12 protein-coding genes are annotated in these 16,637 nt (G+C 60.6%); 8 read left to right on the top strand and 4 right to left on the bottom strand.

The window, feature by feature from the left end; translation table 11 throughout:
• Positions 1 to 380: 380 nt before the first annotated feature.
• Positions 381 to 1,190, bottom strand: coding sequence for a tRNA cyclic N6-threonylcarbamoyladenosine(37) synthase TcdA (gene tcdA, locus OC445_RS26395; protein ID WP_373456461.1), 810 nt, complete (start codon positions 1,188 to 1,190; stop codon positions 381 to 383).
• Positions 1,191 to 1,407: 217 nt separating this feature from the next.
• Here tcdA and OC445_RS26400 point away from each other — a divergent pair, with 217 nt between their 5' ends.
• From OC445_RS26400 to OC445_RS26415, 4 genes are all read left to right on the top strand, one after another.
• Complete coding sequence (locus OC445_RS26400) at positions 1,408 to 3,999, top strand: glycosyltransferase (protein ID WP_181123843.1); 2,592 nt, start codon at positions 1,408 to 1,410, stop codon at positions 3,997 to 3,999.
• Positions 4,000 to 4,223: 224 nt separating this feature from the next.
• Positions 4,224 to 5,375, top strand: coding sequence for a succinyl-diaminopimelate desuccinylase (dapE, locus tag OC445_RS26405; RefSeq protein ID WP_054897128.1), 1,152 nt, complete (start codon positions 4,224 to 4,226; stop codon positions 5,373 to 5,375).
• Entirely contained in the window at positions 5,375 to 6,184 is an 810-nt protein-coding gene (locus tag OC445_RS26410) for a putative RNA methyltransferase (RefSeq protein ID WP_054897127.1), read from the top strand. Before dapE ends, OC445_RS26410 begins: the two co-directional genes overlap by 1 nt.
• Positions 6,185 to 6,238: 54 nt before the next feature.
• The gene (locus tag OC445_RS26415; protein WP_034126820.1) at positions 6,239 to 6,616 is read left to right on the top strand and encodes a hypothetical protein; all 378 of its coding nucleotides are present in this window, start codon (positions 6,239 to 6,241) and stop codon (positions 6,614 to 6,616) included.
• 119 nt (positions 6,617 to 6,735) lie between these two features.
• Here the strand turns inward: OC445_RS26415 and OC445_RS26420 are convergent, their stop codons facing one another.
• A complete protein-coding gene (locus tag OC445_RS26420) occupies positions 6,736 to 6,945 on the bottom strand; it encodes a cold-shock protein (RefSeq protein ID WP_034126819.1) in 210 nt (69 codons plus the stop codon).
• Positions 6,946 to 7,125: 180 nt separating this feature from the next.
• On the opposite strand from OC445_RS26420, the gene plsB reads away from it, so the two are divergent.
• The 3 genes from plsB to OC445_RS26435 are packed head-to-tail and all read left to right on the top strand — an operon-like array spanning position 7,126 to position 10,815.
• Complete coding sequence (gene plsB, locus OC445_RS26425) at positions 7,126 to 9,645, top strand: glycerol-3-phosphate 1-O-acyltransferase PlsB (RefSeq protein WP_197884118.1); 2,520 nt, start codon at positions 7,126 to 7,128, stop codon at positions 9,643 to 9,645.
• Positions 9,646 to 9,696: 51 nt separating this feature from the next.
• Positions 9,697 to 10,098, top strand: a complete 402-nt coding sequence (locus tag OC445_RS26430; protein WP_014717218.1) for a YbaY family lipoprotein — start codon at positions 9,697 to 9,699, stop codon at positions 10,096 to 10,098.
• A 27-nt stretch (positions 10,099 to 10,125) separates the two neighbouring features.
• The gene (locus tag OC445_RS26435) at positions 10,126 to 10,815 is read left to right on the top strand and encodes a DUF4197 domain-containing protein (protein ID WP_003189124.1); all 690 of its coding nucleotides are present in this window, start codon (positions 10,126 to 10,128) and stop codon (positions 10,813 to 10,815) included.
• A gap of 617 nt (positions 10,816 to 11,432) precedes the next feature.
• Here the strand turns inward: OC445_RS26435 and OC445_RS26440 are convergent.
• Together OC445_RS26440 and OC445_RS26445 are read right to left on the bottom strand one after the other, a co-directional pair.
• On the bottom strand, positions 11,433 to 14,498 hold the full coding sequence (locus OC445_RS26440) for an efflux RND transporter permease subunit (protein ID WP_054897123.1): 3,066 nt from the start codon (positions 14,496 to 14,498) through the stop codon (positions 11,433 to 11,435).
• 5 nt (positions 14,499 to 14,503) lie between these two features.
• A complete protein-coding gene (locus OC445_RS26445; protein WP_054897122.1) occupies positions 14,504 to 15,604 on the bottom strand; it encodes an efflux RND transporter periplasmic adaptor subunit in 1,101 nt (366 codons plus the stop codon).
• A 93-nt stretch (positions 15,605 to 15,697) separates the two neighbouring features.
• Between OC445_RS26445 and OC445_RS26450 the strand changes: the two genes are divergently transcribed.
• Positions 15,698 to 16,354 (top strand): TetR/AcrR family transcriptional regulator, encoded by a 657-nt coding sequence (locus tag OC445_RS26450; RefSeq protein WP_034126815.1) that lies wholly within the window; start codon positions 15,698 to 15,700, stop codon positions 16,352 to 16,354.
• Positions 16,355 to 16,637: the final 283 nt, after the last annotated feature.

The raw sequence follows: 16,637 nt of genomic DNA on the forward strand, positions 1-16,637 counted from the left end.
TAAGCGAGGTGCCGAGTGGTGGGGCAAGAGCGTTTTGCTTACTTTTGCGCTTTTCGAAAGTGAGCCGCCGTCAGGGCGGAACCCTAAGTGGCCGTTACCGCAGGAATGGATATGTACACGGTCCAACTGTGTTGACTGTCAGGCCGTCTTCGCAGGCAAGCCAGCTCCCACATTGGATCGCGGGGCATCAGTTATATCTGTGTCGGCTGCCAGGCCGTCACGGGAGCAAGCTCCCTCGCCACAGATTTAGCGTCGTGCCGAAGTTGTGTAGATACCTATGCTGCGATAGCGGCGAATCAGTCAGTATTTTCAGTGGCTGACACACCGCTATCGCAGGCAAGCCAGCTCCCACAATCTGGATCTATGTTCGGCAATGAGATTTAACTGGGTCTGATGCGCTCCGACGGCCTGCGCACTCCCGCCACAATCTTGTCCACCGCCTTGGTCGCCGCCACCATACCGAACGTGGCCGTGACCATCATCACTGCGCCAAACCCTCCGGCGCAGTCCAGCTTCACGCCATCACCGACAAAACTCTTCTGCAAACAGATGCTGCCATCGGGCTTGGGATAGCGCAGTTGCTCGGTGGAAAACACGCACGGCACGCTGTAATGACGGGTCACCGTGCGCGAAAAGCCATAATCGCGGCGCAAGGTAGAGCGTACTTTCGACGCCAGCGGATCATTGAAGGTGCGGTTCAGGTCGCATACCTGGATCAGCGTGGGGTCAATCTGCCCGCCGGCACCGCCAGTAGTGATGATCTGGATCTTGCGACGCTTGCACCAGGCAATCAGCGCCGCCTTGGCGTTGACCGCGTCGATGCAGTCGATCACGCAGTCGATAGTCGGGGTGATGTACTCGGCCATGGTGTCGCGGGTGACGAAGTCTGCCACCGCGTGCACGGTGCACTCAGGATTAATACCGCGCAAACGCTCGGCCATCACTTCGACCTTGGGCTTGCCCACGGTGCTGTCCAAGGCATGCAACTGGCGGTTGCTGTTGCTGACGCAGACATCGTCCAGGTCAAACAGCGAAATCTCGCCCACCCCGCAGCGGGCAATCGCTTCCGCCGCCCAGGAACCCACGCCGCCGACGCCGACAATCGCCACATGGGCCGCTTTCAAGCGCTCCAGGCCCTCAAGCCCGTACAAGCGGGCGACGCCTGCAAACCGCGGATCTTCTGTACTCATCATCATTACCCCAAAAACCGGCGCGCATTATAGGGCTACGGAGCGGCAAGTTTTAAGCTACAAGTTACAAGTGAAGAACTTAGATGGAGTTTCGCAGACTAACGTCCGGCTTTTCTCTGTCTGCTGTACGCTCAGGGAAGCGCCAGTGTAGGATGCGCGCCGTTCGGCGCAGGCCGACACCTCTTTCGTTCCGCACCCTTTGGAACCCGACATAACCATGGCATCGCGTAAATTTGGACTCAACCTGGTGGTGGTGCTGGCAATTGCCGCGCTGTTCACCGGTTTCTGGGCGCTGATCAACCGCCCGGTCACCGCTCCCAACTGGCCCGATCAGATCTCCGGTTTTTCCTACTCGCCGTTCCAGCAAGGCCAGTACCCGCAGAAAGGCCAGTACCCTACCGATGAACAGATGCGTCAGGACCTTGCGATCATGAGCAAGCTGACGGACAACATCCGTACCTACTCGGTGGACGGCCCCCTGGGGGATATACCCAAGCTGGCCGAAGAGTTTGGCCTGCGCGTGACCCTGGGGATCTGGATCAGCCCGGACCTTGAGCGTAACGAGCGGGAGATCCAGCGCGCTATCGAGATCGCCAACACCTCGCGCAGTGTCGTGCGCGTAGTGGTGGGCAACGAAGCGTTGTTCCGTGAAGAAATCACCCCCGACGCCCTGATCGTGCTGCTCGACCGCGTGCGCGCCGCCGTGAAAGTCCCGGTGACCACCTCCGAGCAATGGCACATCTGGGAAAAGAACCCGCAACTGGCCAAGCACGTCGACCTGATCGCCGCGCACATCCTGCCATTCTGGGAGTACATCCCAATGGACAAGGCCGGCCAGTACGTTCTCGACCGCGCCAAGGACCTGAAGAAAGCCTTCCCGAAAAAGCCATTGCTGCTATCGGAAGTGGGCTGGCCGAGCAACGGCCGTATGCGCGGTGGCAATGAGTCGTCGCCGGCCGACCAGGCGATTTACCTGCGTACGCTGGTCAACAAGCTCAACCGCCAGGGTTACAACTACTTTGTGATCGAGGCCTTCGACCAGCCGTGGAAGGTCAGCGACGAAGGGTCGGCGGGTGCGTATTGGGGTGTATTCAATGCCGCGCGCCAGCAGAAATTCAATTTTGACGGCCCGGTGGTGGCGATTCCGCAATGGCGGGTACTGGCCATCGGTTCGGTGGTGCTTGCGCTGCTGTCCCTGACCCTGTTGATGATCGACGGCTCGGCCCTGCGCCAGCGGGGCCGTACCTTCCTGACCTTCATTGCGTTCCTGTGCGGGTCGGTGCTGGTCTGGATCGGCTACGACTACAGCCAGCAATACAGCACCTGGTTCAGCGTGACGGTCGGTGTGTTGCTGGCACTCGGCGCCCTGGGCGTGTTCATTGTGTTGCTGACCGAAGCCCATGAGCTGGCAGAAGCGGTGTGGACCCACAAGCGCCGGCGTGAATTCCTGCCCGTGGAAGGCGACTCGGACTACCGCCCGAAAGTGTCGATCCACGTGCCGTGCTACAACGAGCCACCGGAAATGGTCAAGCAGACCCTCGACGCCCTTGCCGCCCTCGACTATCCGGACTACGAAGTCCTGATCATCGACAACAACACCAAGGACCCGGCGGTGTGGGAGCCGGTGCGCGACTACTGCGAAACCCTCGGCCCGCGCTTCAAGTTCTTCCACGTCGCGCCCCTGGCCGGTTTCAAGGGCGGCGCGCTGAACTACCTGATCCCGCACACCGCCAAGGATGCCGAAGTGATCGCAGTGATCGACTCGGACTACTGCGTATCGCCGAACTGGCTCAAGCACATGGTGCCGCACTTCGCCGACCCGAAAATCGCGGTAGTGCAGTCGCCCCAGGATTACCGCGACCAGAACGAAAGCACCTTCAAGAAGCTCTGCTACGCCGAATACAAAGGCTTCTTCCATATCGGCATGGTCACCCGTAACGACCGTGACGCGATCATCCAGCACGGCACCATGACCATGACCCGCCGCTCGGTGCTCGAAGAGCTGGGCTGGGCCGACTGGTGCATCTGTGAAGACGCCGAACTGGGCCTGCGCGTGTTCGAAAAAGGCTTGTCGGCGGCGTACTACCACGACAGCTACGGCAAGGGCTTGATGCCGGATACCTTTATCGACTTCAAGAAACAGCGTTTCCGCTGGGCCTATGGAGCGATCCAGATCATCAAGCGCCACACCGCCAGCCTGTTGCGCGGTAAAGACACCGAACTGACCCGTGGCCAGCGCTACCACTTCCTTGCGGGCTGGTTGCCGTGGGTGGCCGATGGCATGAACATCTTCTTTACCGTCGGCGCCCTGTTGTGGTCTGCGGCGATGATCATCGTGCCGACTCGGGTCGACCCGCCATTGCTGATTTTCGCGATCCCGCCGTTGGCGTTGTTTGTGTTCAAAGTCGGCAAGATCATCTTCCTCTATCGTCGTGCGGTAGGTGTGAACTTGAAAGATGCGTTCTGCGCGGCACTGGCCGGGTTGGCGCTGTCTCATACCATCGCCAAAGCGGTGTTGTACGGCTTCTTCACCAGCAGCATTCCGTTCTTTCGTACACCGAAAAACGCGGATAACCACGGCTTCTGGGTGGCGATTTCCGAAGCCCGCGAAGAAATGTTCATCATGCTGCTGCTATGGGGCGCGGCGCTGGGGATCTACCTGGTGCAAGGCCTGCCGAGCAATGACATTCGCTTCTGGGTGGTGATGTTGCTGGTGCAGTCGCTGCCGTATGTGGCGGCGCTGATCATGGCGTTCTTGTCGTCGCTGCCCAAACCTTCGACGGCGCCTGAGGCTGCGCCGGCGGCGTAAAAAGTCACGCGATGCACTAAACGGCGGCCCTTGGCCGCCGTTTTGCTATAAGATAACGGCCCTTTTGCGTGCCTTACACCCATCACTGTAGGAGCGAGCTTGCTCGCGAAAATCGTTAACGATAACGCGGGCATCCTGAATGCACGCGGTGCCCTTGAGTTTTTCGCGAGCGAGCTCGCTCCTACAGTTAGAACGTCGCCGCCTCGATTTCCGGAGTTCCCCCCATGACGGCCCATGCCGACCTTTCGCCGACCCTTCAACTTGCCATCGACCTGATCCGTCGCCCGTCGGTCACGCCGATCGATGCCGATTGCCAGAAGCTGATGATGCAGCGCCTGGGCGACGCCGGTTTTGCGCTTGAACCGATGCGCATCGAAGATGTGGACAACTTCTGGGCCACCCACGGCAAGCACGAAGGCCCGGTGCTGTGTTTTGCCGGTCACACCGACGTGGTGCCGACCGGCCCGGTACAGGCCTGGCAGAACGACCCGTTCGATGCGTTGATCGATGACAACGGCATGCTCTGCGGCCGTGGGGCGGCGGACATGAAAGGCAGCCTGGCGGCGATGCTGGTGGCGGCGGAACGTTTCGTCAGCGACTACCCGGACCACAAGGGTTCGGTCGCCTTCCTGATCACCAGCGACGAAGAAGGCCCGGCGCACCACGGCACCAAGGCCGTGATCGAACGCCTGGCCGCACGCAAGGAGCGCCTGGACTGGTGCATCGTCGGCGAACCGTCGAGCACCAGCCTGGTGGGCGACGTGGTCAAGAACGGCCGCCGAGGCTCCCTTGGCGCCACCTTGACCGTGCGCGGTGTACAGGGCCATGTGGCTTACCCGCACCTGGCAAAGAACCCGATCCACCTGGCCGCACCGGCGCTGGCCGAACTCGCTGCCGAGCATTGGGATGACGGCAACGCATTCTTCCCGCCAACCAGCTTCCAGATTTCCAACCTCAACTCCGGTACTGGCGCCACCAACGTGATCCCGGGTGACCTGACGGCGGTGTTCAACTTCCGTTTTTCCACCGAATCCACCGTCGAGGGCCTGCAACAACGCGTCGCGGCCATTCTCGACAAACATGGCCTGGACTGGCACGTGGAGTGGGCGCTGTCGGGCCTGCCGTTCCTCACCGAGCCAGGCGCTCTGTTGGATGCAGTGTCGGCCAGCATCCTGGCGATCACCGGGCGCGAGACCCAGGCGTCCACCAGCGGCGGTACCTCCGATGGGCGCTTTATTGCGACGTTGGGCACCCAGGTAGTCGAACTGGGCCCGGTGAACGCGACGATCCACCAGGTCAACGAACGCATCCTGGCCAGCGACCTCGACGTGCTGACCGAAATCTATTACCAGACCCTGATCAAGTTGCTCGCCTGATGCTTGCCTGCCCCATTTGCAGTGCACCGCTCAATACCGTGGACAATGGCGTGGCGTGCCCGGCCGGGCACCGCTTCGACCGCGCGCGCCAGGGTTATTTGAACCTGTTGCCGGTGCAGCACAAGAACAGCCGCGACCCAGGCGACAACCTGGCCATGGTCGAGGCGCGCCGCGACTTCCTCAACGCTGGCCACTATGCGCCAGTGGCCAAGCGCCTGGCCGAACTGGCCGCCGAGCGTGCACCGCAGCGCTGGGTCGACATTGGGTGTGGCGAGGGTTACTACACCGCGCAAATTGCCCAGGCCCTACCCCACGCCGATGGCTATGCCCTGGATATCTCCAAGGAAGCGGTCAAGCGCGCGTGCAAACGCAACCCGGCGCTGACCTGGTTGATCGCCAGCATGGCCCGCGTGCCATTGGCCGATGCCAGCTGCCAGTTCCTCGCCAGCGTGTTCAGCCCGTTGGACTGGCAAGAGGCCAAGCGCCTGCTCAGTCCCGGCGGTGGTTTGATGAAGGTCGGCCCGACCAGCGGCCACTTGATGGAACTGCGCGAGCGTCTTTACGACGAGGTACGCGAGTACACCGACGACAAACACCTGGCCCTGGTGCCGGACGGTATGAGCCTTGCTCACAGTGAAACCCTGGAATTCACCCTGAGCCTGGCCGAACCCCAGGACCGCGCCAACCTGCTGGCGATGACGCCCCACGGCTGGCGGGCCAGTGCCGAGCGCCGCCACGAGGTGATCGAGGCGGCCGAGCCGCTGCAGGTCACGGTGTCGATGCGTTACGATTATTTCGTGCTTCAATGACTGACGTTCACCCATCCGCGAATGGATTTTCGAATCCCGCAACGAGGAACATCCATGCGCCAACCCGATATTGAGATTTACCTGAAGGACGCCGACGTCGATCACAAGGCCATCGCTGCCTGGCTGGGCGCCGCACTCGGCCCGTGTACCGACTGGGTCCAGAAAGGCCAGACCTACAAGTGCAAGGCCGGCAGCGTGCCGGTGACCTGGCTGCCCAAGGCGGTGGGCAAATGGAACAGCCTGTACCTGGAAAGCGACCAGACCCCGTGGGACGACGACATCGCCTGCGCCCGCGCCGCGTTTGCCGCGCTGAACGTCGAAGTGCGTTGCGCACCGGGCACCTGGGTTGAGGAAGAAGGTGAGGAAAGTGCCGACACCTGGATTCGCATCAGCGAAGACGGTGAAGAGCAGATCACTTGGAAGACCGCCTGAAGATCGTTCCCACGCTCTGCGTGGGAAAGTAGCCTGGGACGCTCTGCGTCCCAAAGCGTGACGCGGAGCGTCACAAGAGGCGTTCCCACGCAGAGCGTGGGAACGATCAAACAAAGTTGTTACAGGCCCACCACATCCTCCGCCTGCAAGCCCTTCTCGCCCGTCACCACGGCGTACTCCACCTGCTGGCCCTCGGCCAACGAACGGTGGCCTTCACCGCGAATGGCGCGGTAGTGCACAAACACATCCTTGCCATCCTCACGCTGGATAAAGCCGTAGCCCTTTGCATCGTTGAACCACTTCACATTGCCGGTTTCGCGCGTTGACATCTGTTCACTCCCACTGGTTTTTTATTGTTGAGTCGCTCGCATTGAACTGCCGAGTATAAGACAGGCTCAAAAACCATCAACTCAACTTTACATCGCTGCTTTTTTGCCGATTTTCGGCGAATACGGCACACTACCCGCCCGAGCGCCTGCTCGGTTTTTTCCACTTGAAGCAGCTCGCCTATGACCCGCTCCCCGTTCCGCCGTCTGGTGTTTGGCACCTTGCGCCGACTGTTGTACCTCTGGGTTCGCTCGGAGACGATCAACCAGTCGTCCCTAACCCTCAACCTGGACCGCAGCCGGCCGGTTTTCTACGTCCTGCAATCACCCTCCCTCACCGAGTTGGCGGTGGTCGATGCCGAGTGCACCAAGGCTGGCCTGCCACGTCCGGTGCTGCCGGTGTCGGTGGGGCCGTTGATGGAGCCTGCGGCGTTCTTCTACCTCACGCCAGACCCGGATTGGCTCGGCCGCCAGGACAAGCGCGGTGCACCGCCGACCCTGACGCGCCTGGTCAACACCCTCACCGAACACGCCGAAGAGAATGCACAAATCATTCCGGTCAGTGTGTTCTGGGGCCAATCCCCCGAAAGCGAGTCCAGCCCGTGGAAGCTGTTGTTCGCCGACAGCTGGGCGGTCACCGGGCGTCTACGCCGGTTGTTGAGCATCCTGATCCTGGGGCGCAAGACCCGCGTGCAATTCTCCGCGCCTATCAACCTGCGTGAATTGATCGAGCACAATAAAGGCCACGAACGCACCGTACGCATGGCCCAGCGCATCTTGCGTGTGCACTTTCGTAACCTGAAGACGGCAGTGATCGGCCCCGACCTGTCCCACCGCCGTAATCTGGTCAAGGGCCTGGTCAATATGCCGCTGGTACGCCAAGCCATTGCGGATGAAGCCGAACGCGAAAAGATCGCCCCGGAAAAAGCCAAGGCCCTGGCCCTGCGCTATGGCAACGAGATTGCCTCGGATTACACCTACACCGCGATCCGCTTCCTGGAAGTGGTATTGAGCTGGTTCTGGAACAAGATCTACGACGGTATCAAGGTCAATAACATCGAGGGCGTGCAGAAGGTGGCCCAAGGCTACGAGGTGATCTACGTGCCTTGCCACCGCAGCCACATCGACTATCTGCTGCTGTCCTACCTGCTGTTCAAGAACGGCCTGACCCCACCGCACATCGCCGCCGGCATCAACCTCAACATGCCGGTGATCGGCAGCCTGCTGCGCCGTGGCGGTGCGTTTTTCATGCGCCGCACCTTCAAGGGCAACCCTTTGTACACTTCGGTGTTCAACGAATACCTGCACACCCTGTTTACCAAGGGTTTCCCGGTGGAATACTTCGTCGAAGGCGGCCGCTCGCGCACCGGGCGCATGCTGCAACCGAAAACCGGCATGCTGGCGATCACCTTGCGCAGCTTCCTGCGTTCCTCGCGCATGCCCATCGTGTTCGTGCCGGTGTATATCGGCTATGAGCGGGTGCTCGAAGGCCGCACTTACCTGGGCGAACTGCGTGGCGCGAGCAAGAAGAAAGAGTCGATCTTCGATATTTTCAAAGTGGTCGGCGCGCTCAAGCAGCGCTTCGGCCAAGTGGCGGTCAACTTCGGTGAGCCGATCAAGCTGGCGGAGTTCCTCGACGCCGAGCAACCGGACTGGCGCGCCCAGGAACTGGGGCCGAACTACAAACCGGCCTGGCTCAACGAAACCACCAATCGCCTCGGCGAACAGGTGGCGCGTCATTTGAACGAAGCCGCTGCGGTGAACCCGGTGAACCTGGTGGCGCTGGCCCTGCTGTCCACCACCCGCCTGGCCCTGGATGAACAGGCCATGGCCCGCCAGCTGGACCTGTACCTGGCGCTGTTGCGTCGTGTGCCCTACTCGCCCCATACCACTTTGCCGGAGGGCGATGGCCTGGCGCTGATCAAGCACGTCAAGGACATGAACCTGTTGTCCGAACAGAGCGACGCCCTGGGCAAAATCGTTTATCTGGATGAGCAGAATGCCGTCCTGATGACCTACTACCGCAACAATGTGCTGCACATCTTCGCCCTGCCAGCGTTGCTGGCGAGCTTCTTCCAGAGCAGTTCGCGCATGACCCGCGAACAGATCCTGCGCTACACCCACGCGCTCTACCCGTACCTGCAATCGGAGCTGTTTATCCGGTGGTCGCTGGAGGACCTGGACAGCGTGGTCGACCAGTGGCTGGACGCGTTTGTCGAACAAGGCCTGCTGCGTTTCGAAAACGCCGTATACCTGCGCCCGGCGCCGAGTTCGCGGCACTTTGTGCTGCTGACGCTGCTGTCCAAGAGCATCGCCCAGACCCTGCAACGTTTCTACATGGCGATCTCGTTACTGCTCAACAGCGGCCAGAACAGCATCAGCGCCGAAGAGCTGGAAGACCTGTGCACGATCATGGCCCAGCGCCTGTCGATCCTGCACGGCCTCAATGCCCCGGAATTCTTCGACAAGAGTCTTTTCCGACATTTTATCCAGACGTTGCTGGAGCAAGATGTGCTGCGCCGCGATGAAGCCGGCAAGCTGGGCTATCACGACCTGCTCGGCGAACTGGCCGAAGGCGCCGCCAAACGCGTACTGCCGGCGGATATTCGCCTGTCGATCCGCCAGGTTGCCTTGCACCGCGTGGACGGCGCAGCCGAGGCTGCGGCCGAACCGGTTGCCGTCAACCCTGAAGCAAAGCGCTAGACTGAGTGAGGCGCCGGGCGGATTCCGGCGCCGTTGAAAAGGAGCCGCACCTTGAAAAAACTCATCCTCCTGGGCCTGACCGCCCTGCTCGGAGCCTGCCACTCGATGACCCCAACCCCGAAGGCCAGCCTCGACGGCGAAGTGTTCTACCTGCAACGCATCGCCCTGCCGCCAGCCGCCACCTTGAGTGTCAGCCTGCAGGACGTGTCCCTGATGGACGCCCCGGCCGTGACCCTCGCCGAACAGAAAGGCCCGGTCAAAGGCCAGGTGCCGCTGCCGTTTCACCTGAGCTATGACCCGGCCCAGGTTAAGCCAGGCCACACATACTCGGTCAGCGCTCGCATCGAGCTGGACGGCAAGCTACTGTTTATCACCACCGAGCGGCACACCGTGCAGCTCAACGGCCAGGACCCACAACCGCTGCGCCTGCGCGTGGATGCGGCTGCACACTGATCATTCCCACTTCATAAGGAAGCGCCCATGCTCCGCAAATCTCTTCGCCTCACCGCCCTGTGTGCTGGCTTGCTATTCGGCGCCAACGCCATGGCCCTGGATCTCGGCAGCCTGTCCCAGGGTGACGCCAGCGGCGGCCTCAAGGATGCCTTGACCCAAGGTGCACAGATTGCTGTGAAACAGCTCGGGACGCCCGGTGGTTTCAGCAACAACCCGGACGTGAAGATCGGCCTGCCGGGCAAACTCGGCAAAGTCGCCGACAAGTTGAAAATGTTCGGCATGGGTGACCAGGTCACGCAGCTGGAAACCAGTATGAACAAAGCAGCAGAAACCGCCGTGACCCAGGCCCAGCCGATCCTGGTCAACGCTGTGAAGAACATGAGCGTGACCGACGCCAAGGGCATTCTCAGCGGTGGCCAGGACTCCGCCACCCAGTACCTGAACAAAAGCAGCCGTGAAGAGATTCGCGCCAAGTTCCTGCCTATCGTCAAGGCCGCCACCGACAAAGTCGGCGTGGCCCAGCAGTACAACGCCCTCGCCGGCAAGGCCGCGGCCTTTGGCGCGGTGGACGCCAAGAGCGCCAACGTTGAGAACTACGTGACCGAGCAGGCCCTGGATGGTTTGTTCAAGATGATTGCGCAGCAGGAAGAAACGATTCGCAAGAATCCAGCGGCTGCGGCTACCAGCTTGGCCAAGAAGGTGTTTGGCGCGCTGTAAAACCTGCCGATCTGCCCTGCCCCCCCCACAAGCGCCTCGTATTCTCGAGGCGTTTGCGCAAAAAAGAGCCTCAAAGTCAGTAATTTATGGCCGCCTTCATGACAATCGTCAGCTCAACGGTTTTTATGTAGCAACACTTCGGAGGGGGCTCGGGATTGCACTCTTCAGGAGGTTTGGGCATGCAATACTCAGGGGGTTTGGGTTTGCATTCCTCAGGAGGCTTGGGTCTGCATTCCTCAGGAGGTTTGGGTCTGAAACTCTCAAGGGGCTTGGGTTTGCAATACCCGGGGCGCTTGGGCTTACAACGTTCAGGAGGGCTGGGTTTACACTTTTCAGGAGGTTTTGGCCTGCTGGGCGGACGCAGAAAAGCCTTCAAACTAGCTATACACATGGCGAACTCCTTAAATTCATTCCAATCACTACTGTTTCTGCCGACGAGCAAGAGCAGTAGGTACCTGCCAACCAGGTAACATTGAGTGGCAATCAATAAGGAAAGGTTCCTAGGCCCGTGTAGTGAGCTTCCTATCTCTCACATAGGAAAATTGCTCATTCTGCCGCATGCCCACGGTGACGGGGCGCGTAATCTCTACGCCCCGACAACCGAGATGACAGCCTGATTATCCAGCGTCCTTTTTGACGCGAAACCACGCGGCATAAAGCGCCGGGAGAAAGAGCAAGGTCAATGCCGTAGCCACGATCAACCCTCCCATGATCGCCACGGCCATCGGCCCGAAGAACACACTGCGCGACAGCGGAATCATCGCCAGCACCGCCGCCAGTGCCGTCAGAACGATCGGGCGAAAGCGTCGGACCGTAGCTTCGATAATCGCCTGCCAAGGTGCCAGGCCGGCCTTGATGTCTTGCTCGATCTGGTCCACCAAAATCACCGAGTTACGCATGATCATTCCCGACAGCGCGATGGTGCCAAGCATGGCGACGAAGCCGAAGGGTTGGTGGAATACCAGCAGGAACAGGGTCACGCCGATCAGCCCCAACGGTGCGGTGAGAAAGACCATCGCCGTGCGCGAAAAGCTGCGCAGTTGCAGCATCAGCAAGGTCAGCACCACCACGATAAACAGCGGTACGCCGGCCTTCACCGAGTTTTGCCCACGCGCTGAATCTTCAACCGTGCCGCCCACTTCCAGCAGGTAGCCGTCCGGCAGTTCGGCACGTACATCGGCGAGCGTCGGCAAGATCTGCTGCACGAGGGTCGCCGGCTGTTCCTTGCCATAGATATCGGCCCGCACAGTCACCGTGGGCAAGCGGTTGCGATGCCAGATGATGCCCTCTTCGAAGCCATATTCGAGGGTGGCAATTTGCGACAGCGCCACGCTTTTACCATTGTCGGTGGGCACGGCAAGGCTCGGCAGGCGCGACAGTTCGCTACGCTCATGCACCGTGCCGCGCAGGAGGATCTCGATCAATTCGTTGTCCTCACGGTACTGGCTGACGCTGGAGCCGGTCAGGGAACTCTGCAGGAATTTCGCCAGGTTGGCAGTGCTCACGCCGAGGGCGCGGGCACGGTCCTGGTCGATATTCAGGTACACGATTTTGCTTGGCTCTTCCCAGTCCAAGTGCACATTGACCACATGGGTATTTTCGCGAACCTTCGCCGCCACTTTGCGCGCCAGCGCGCGCACCTCTTCGATGTGCTCGCCGGTCACGCGAAACTGCACCGGGTAGCCTACGGGTGGGCCGTTCTCCAGCCGTGTGACACGCGAACGCAGGTCGGGAAATTGCTCGTTGAGGGTTTCGATCAGCCAGGTGCGCAGGCTTTCTCGCTCCTCGATGGTGTTAGCCAACACCACAAACTGGGCGAAGCTGGCAGCGGGCAATTGCTGGTCCAGTGGCAGGTAAAACCGCGGCGAACCGGTGCCCGCGTAGGCGACATAGTTGTTGATGCCGGCATGCTCCTTGAGCAACGCCTCCAGGCGTTTGACCTGTTCGGCGGTGTTGCTGAGCGAAGCGCCCTCGGCCAGTTTCAGGTCGACCATCAACTCCAGGCGACCGGAAGCCGGGAAGAACTGTTGCGGCACGAAGCGGAACAGTGCAACCGAGCCGATAAACAGCAGCAAGGTCAGCACGATCACGGTTTTACGCCGTTGCACGCACCACTCCACCAGACGTCTTACACGCTGATAGAAGGGTGTGCCGTAAGGGTCCGGGCCGTCGGTACCGTGTTTGGCGGCGTGAATCTTCGCCAGGTCGGGCAGGAGTTTTTCCCCCAGGTACGGCACAAACACCACGGCTGCCACCCAGGAGGCCAGCAGTGCGATGGTCACCACCTGGAAGATCGAGCGGGTGTATTCCCCGGTGCTCGATTGCGCGGTGGCAATTGGCAAGAAGCCCGCCGCCGTGATCAGGGTGCCGGTGAGCATCGGGAACGCGGTACTGGTCCAGGCGAAACTCGCAGCCTTGAGCCGGTCGTAGCCCTGCTCCATTTTGATCGCCATCATTTCCACGGCGATGATCGCGTCATCTACCAACAAGCCCAGGGCCAGGACCAAGGCGCCAAGGGAAATCTTGTGCAGGCCGATGCCCAGGTAATACATGCTGGCAAAGGTCATCGCCAGTACCAGCGGAATCGTCAGGGCAACGACCATGCCGGTGCGCACACCGAGGGAGAAAAAGCTCACCAGCAAAACAATCGCCAACGCTTCAGCCAGTACCTGGACAAACTCGCCGACGCTGGTCTTTACCGCTGCTGGTTGGTCCGACACTTTGCGCAGCTCCATCCCTGCCGGAAGGTTCTTTTGCAGGCGGGCGAATTGCGCTTCAAGGGCCTTGCCCAATACGAGGATGTCGCCACCGTCGCGCATGGCCACGGCCAGGCCGATGGCATCTGCGCCCATGTAGCGCATGCGCGGTGCCGGTGGGTCGTTGAAACCTCGATGGATGTCAGCCACGTCACCGATGCGGAAAGTGCGATCCCCCACGCGTATCGGAAAGTTGCGGATCTCTTCCACCGTCTTGAAGTTGCCAGAAACGCGAAGTTGCACGCGCTCGGTAGGGGTTTCAAAGAAGCCGGCGGTGGACACCGCATTTTGTTCCTGCAACGCCTGCTGTACCGCAGCCAAAGGCAAGCCGAGGGTAGCGAGCTTGAGGTTGGACAGCTCGATCCAGATCTTCTCGTCCTGCAAGCCGAGCAACTCGACCTTGCCCACATCCGGGACACGTTGCAGCTGGATCTGGATGCGATCGGCGTAGTCCTTGAGCACGGCATAGTCGAATCCGTCGCCGGTCAGGGCGTAGATATTGCCGAACGTGGTGCCGAACTCATCGTTGAAAAACGGCCCCTGGATATCCGGCGGCAAGGTGTGGCGGATGTCGCTGATTTTCTTGCGCACCTGATACCACAGCTCGGGAATCTGCGCCGAACGCATCGAATCACGGGCAATAAAGGTGACCTGGGATTCACCTGGGCGGGAGAACGACACGATGCGTTCGTACTCACCAGTCTCCATGAGTTTTTTCTCGATTCGCTCGGTGACCTGGCGCGATACCTCCTGGGCCGTGGCCCCGGGCCAGTTGGTCTTGATCACCATGGCCTTGAAGGTAAAGGGCGGGTCTTCGCTTTGCCCCAGCTTGGTGTAGGACAAGGTGCCAACCACGGCCAGCAGGATCATCAGGAACAGTACGATCTGGCGATTACGCAACGCCCACTCGGAAAGATTGAAACCCATGGGGACTACTCCTTGGCCGCCAGATTAACCACACGGTTGGAGCGATCCACCGGGCGCACTAATTGGCCTTCATGGAGTACATGCACGCCTGCGGCAACCACCCAATCGGTGGCGGCCAATCCTTCCAGTATCGGTACGGTGTTCTCGCCAAAGGCACCAATGCGCACGGGAGTGCGTTCAAGGGTGTTGTCCGGTTGTACACGCCAGACGTAGGACGCGCCGTTTTCGGCACTCAGGGCAGACAAGGGTACCGACAGCGCAATGACATCGTCGGCCTGGATGAAAACCCGCGCACTTTGACCCAGTTCGGCGGGCACTTTGCCGCCAGTGAAGGCCACACGCGCGGCGAAAGTGCGGGATTTGGGATCGGCCGCGGGAGACAGCTCACGAATGCGCCCGGCAAAGCGTTGCTCTGGCTGGCTCCATAACTCCACCGACACTGGCTGGCCGACCTTGAAGCGGCCAAAGCCCTGTTCAGGCAGGCTGATCAACACTTCACGCTCGCCATCGGTGGCCAGGGTGAACACGGTCTGGCCAGCGGAAACCACTTGCCCCACTTCGACCGCACGCTTGGCGACCACCCCGTCTTGAGGCGCACGCAGCACGGCGTAGCCGGCCTGGTTGCTCGACACATCGAACTCGGCCTTGATCTGCTTGAGGCGTGCTTCACCGGCTCGATAGAGGTTTTCGGAATTGTCGTACTGCGACCGACTGACCATCTGCCGGTCCATCAAGGTCTTGTAGCGATCTCGCTCCGCACGCACCAGGCTGAGATTGGCCTCTGCAGCGGCTACTTGAGCGCGGGTCGCTTCCAGTTGCAGGCGCACGTCCTGGGGGTCGAGTTCGGCCAGCGGCTGGTTGGCCTTGACCCGCTCGCCCTCCTCCACCAGGCGCTTGCTGACTTTACCGCCGATACGAAAGGCCAGGTCCGGCTCATAACGGGCACGCACCTCACCGGGGTAGCTGTCCATCGCCTGTGCCGAAGGCTGCGGTTGCACCACCATGGCCGGACGTACGGTGGTCTGGGCCGCTTCTTCATGGCCGCACGCGGCCAACAGGAAGACCAGGCTGACAGGCAAAGCAAGGGGCAGGAAAGCGCTGCGCATGCTGAAGGACCTTTCGCAAATAGAGCTTGGAATAATTATACTGGCCGGTATGTTATTAATACCAAACTCACCAGTCCAGTATTAAAGGTGAAAATGTCCGACAATCCTCTGAATACCGCAAGCCCCGGGCGTCCCAAGGACATGGCAAAACGCCAGGCAATCCTCGAATCGGCGAAATCGCTGTTCCTGGACAAGGGTTATGCGAACACCAGCATGGACGCCGTTGCCCTGGCGGCCGGCGTATCGAAGCTCACGGTCTACAGTCACTTCACCGACAAGGAGACGCTGTTCACCGCTGCGGTGGTGGCCAAATGTGAAGAGCAGTTGCCGGTGATGTACTTCGAGCTTCCTGAAGGCATGCCCGTCGAGACGGTGTTGCTCAACATCGCACGCGGCTTTCATCGGCTGATCAACAGCGAGGAGTCGGTAAACCTGCATCGCCTGATGATGACCACCGGCAATCAGGACGTGAAACTCTCCCAGATCTTCTTCAACGCCGGCCCCATGCGCATGCTGCAAGGCATGGAGCGCCTGCTCGGCAAGATTCACCAGGGCGGCGCCCTGAGCATCGACACACCGTTCAAAGCCGCGGAGCACTTCTTTTGCCTGCTCAAGGGCACGGCGAACTTCCGCTTGTTGTATGGCTGCGGCGGACAATTGAGCGCGCAAGAAGCCGAAGAGCATGTGCAGGACGTGGTGAAGTTGTTTATGCGGGCCTATCGCAGCACGGGGCTCGACAGCACTGCATAGGCGGTAGCAACCGACGGTAACCACGATGCGAAGCGAGTCGCTCTTGATCTGCTCTTGATCTGCTTTTGATTTTGATCTTAAGCGCCCCGTCAAACCACGCTGGCCGGAATTCGACAGGGATTTGGGGGGTAAACCGGCAGGGATGCCGGTTTAGCCGCCCCGCGCCATGGATGGCGCGTGGCGGCGGCCCCCCAAATCACTGGCGGATTACGGGCACACCGAGCCTAAGCGAGGTGCCGAGTGGTGGGGCAAGAGCGTTTTGCTTACTTTTGTCTGGGCCGGC

The sequence above is a fragment of the Pseudomonas sp. Pse35 genome, assembly GCF_024519715.1.
GTDB classification, from domain to species: Bacteria; Pseudomonadota; Gammaproteobacteria; order Pseudomonadales; family Pseudomonadaceae; genus Aquipseudomonas; species Aquipseudomonas paracarnis.